Genomic DNA, 2,944 nt, shown 5'->3' with positions numbered 1-2,944 from the left:
GGCAAAAGATGTCCATGAAGCGTTAGTTACGATAGCGGAAAAACATGGCAATCAGAGCCGCGAACAAGCTGAACAATATATTAATGATTTACGTAAAGCGAAACGTTACCAAAGGGATGTGTACTAATGAGCAAGCAAGTAATAGAGCAAGAAGTGCTAGGTCAAGTACTGGGACCTTTGGCTGACAATGAACGTCTGAAGCGTGAAAGTAAAAACCTTCGCGGTACGATTGAACAAGATCTTCAAGATCGTATCACTGGTGGTTTTACCGCAGATAACTTTCAACTGATCCGTTTCCACGGTATGTATCAACAAGATGACCGTGATATTCGTAACGAACGTACCAAGCAAAAATTAGAACCTTTACATAATGTAATGCTACGTGCGCGTATGCCAGGCGGCATCATCACTCCTAAGCAGTGGCTCGCGATTGATAAATTCGCAGATGAAAGCACCTCTTATGGTTCAATTCGTCTAACAACACGTCAAACCTTTCAGTTCCATGGTGTGTTGAAGCCGAACATTAAGTTAATGCACCAAACACTAAACAGTATTGGTATTGATTCGATCGCTACTGCGGGTGATGTAAACCGAAATGTTTTGTGTACCACGAACCCGGTTGAGTCCGAGCTACACCAAGAAGCTTATGAGTGGGCGAAAAAGATCAGTGAACACCTATTACCTAAAACTCGTGCTTATGCTGAGATCTGGTTAGATGGTGAAAAGCTCGCAACAACAGATGAAGAACCTATCTTAGGTAGTAACTACTTACCACGTAAGTTCAAAACGACGGTTGTAATTCCTCCGCAAAATGACGTAGATGTTCATGCTAACGATCTTAACTTTATTGCGATTGCTAAAGACGGAAAGCTGGTGGGCTTTAACGTATTAGTGGGCGGTGGTCTTGCAATGACGCACGGCGATACTTCTACTTATGCACGTAAAGCTGACGACTTTGGTTTTGTGCCATTAGAAAAAACGTTAGATGTAGCGGCAGCTGTTGTGACGACACAACGTGACTGGGGCAACCGTTCGAACCGTAAGAATGCTAAAACCAAATACACACTAGACCGTGTTGGTATTGATGTATTTAAAGCAGAAGTAGAAAAACGTGCAGGCGTTGAGTTTTCTGAAAGCCGTCCTTATGAGTTTACTGGCCGTGGCGACCGTATCGGTTGGGCGGAAGGTATTGATGGTAAGCACCACTTAGCGTTATTCATCGAAAATGGTCGTTTACTTGATTTTCCGGGTAAAGCGCTGAAAACAGGTGTTGCTGAAATAGCGAAGATCCACAAAGGTGATTTCCGCATGACAGCGAACCAAAATCTCATTGTTGCAGGTGTACCTAAGAGCCAAAAGGCACAAATTGAAAAGCTGGCACGTCAATACGGTCTGATGGATGATGCCGTTTCAGAACAGCGCAAGAACTCAATGGCGTGTGTGGCATTCCCAACATGTCCGTTAGCAATGGCAGAAGCCGAACGTTTTCTTCCTGAGTTTGTAACGGATGTTGAAGACATTCTGAAGAAACACGGATTACCAGAAGAAGATAACATCATCCTTCGCATCACGGGTTGTCCAAACGGCTGTGGTCGTGCAATGTTGGCTGAGTTGGGTTTAGTCGGTAAGGCGCCGGGGCGTTACAACATGCACTTAGGTGGCAACAAAGCCGGAACTCGTATCCCGAAGATGTATAAAGAGAACATCACTTCAGCTCAGATCTTAGAAGAGATTGATTCGCTGGTGGGACGTTGGGCTACGGAACGTAACGACAATGAAGGGTTCGGTGATTTTACAATCCGAGCTGGCATCATCGAAGAGGTGATCATTTCAAAGAGGGATCTGCATGCATAATTCTGTCGCTTCAAAATTGAAGTTAGCAGAGCTACTCGCATTGACTAAGACGGAGCAGATACTTCATCTTGGACAAATTAATGCTGAGTTAGAGCAGCTAACTGCATTAGAAAGAGTGAAGTGGGCTCTAGAAAACTTAGAAGGAACACATGTGGTGTCTTCTAGTTTCGGAATCCAAGCAGCATTGATGCTGCACTTAGTGACTCAAGCCAAACCCGATATTCCAGTTATTCTGACAGACACCGGGTACCTATTCCCAGAAACGTATCGCTTTATAGATGAGTTAAGTCAGAAGTTGACTCTAAACCTTCAAGTCTTTCGCGCACAACAGAGCTCTAATTGGCAAGAAGCGCAATATGGCAAACTTTGGGATCAAGGTATAGAAGGGATAGAGAAGTACAACAAACTTAATAAAGTTGAACCGATGAGAAGAGCGCTGGATGAACTAGAGGCTGGCACTTGGTTTTCAGGGTTGCGAAGAGAGCAATCTCAATCGCGCGCAAACTTGCCGATCTTATCTATCCAAAATGGTGTGTTTAAGTTCTTGCCAGTAATAGATTGGACAAATAAAGATGTTCACTATTACTTGGAAGAGCATAGCCTTAGTTACCACCCACTTCGTGAGCAGGGGTACCTTTCTGTCGGAGATACTCATACAACTAAGAAATGGGAACCGGGTATGACTGAAGAAGAAACCCGTTTCAATGGTCTGAAACGAGAATGTGGCCTCCATGAAGACGATGGAGAGCAATATGGCTCTGGGATTTAGACTCATTGCCATTTAAAAAGCTGCCTCAAGGCAGCTTTTTAGTTTCTAGGGGATAAAATTAAAGCGATTGTGGATAAGTCTGTGGTTATTATGTAGGTACTTTGTAGTTAAACTTGCATAAATAAGGCTTTGGGTGTTTATCCATCATCTAATCGTTATTTTTGCAATTTTCGGTAATAAACACTTGCCAATGTGAGGAACATCTCTATAATGCCGCCTCACTGACACGGTAGACGCCACAAGGCTTCAGCGAAGAATGTTAGTAAGGCAACTAGCTTTAAGCGATAATTCGCTTCTACTTTTAGAAAGTAGAAATTAATT

2 protein-coding genes are annotated in these 2,944 nt (G+C 43.4%); both read left to right on the top strand.

Features of this window, described 5'->3' with window-relative positions; translation table 11 throughout:
• Window positions 1-126: 126 nt before the first annotated feature.
• Window positions 127-1,854 (top strand): assimilatory sulfite reductase (NADPH) hemoprotein subunit, encoded by a 1,728-nt coding sequence (gene cysI, locus AB4496_RS21440; protein WP_009847907.1) that lies wholly within the window; start codon window positions 127-129, stop codon window positions 1,852-1,854.
• Window positions 1,847-2,623 (top strand): phosphoadenylyl-sulfate reductase, encoded by a 777-nt coding sequence (locus AB4496_RS21435; protein WP_009847908.1) that lies wholly within the window; start codon window positions 1,847-1,849, stop codon window positions 2,621-2,623. Before cysI ends, AB4496_RS21435 begins: the two co-directional genes overlap by 8 nt.
• Window positions 2,624-2,944: the final 321 nt, after the last annotated feature.

This window comes from Vibrio sp. 10N.222.46.A1 (assembly GCF_041473595.1).
Taxonomy (GTDB): domain Bacteria; phylum Pseudomonadota; class Gammaproteobacteria; order Enterobacterales; family Vibrionaceae; genus Vibrio; species Vibrio tasmaniensis_A.
Note: the sequence above shows the minus strand (reverse complement) of the source record. Positions and strands in the feature narration are given on the sequence as shown.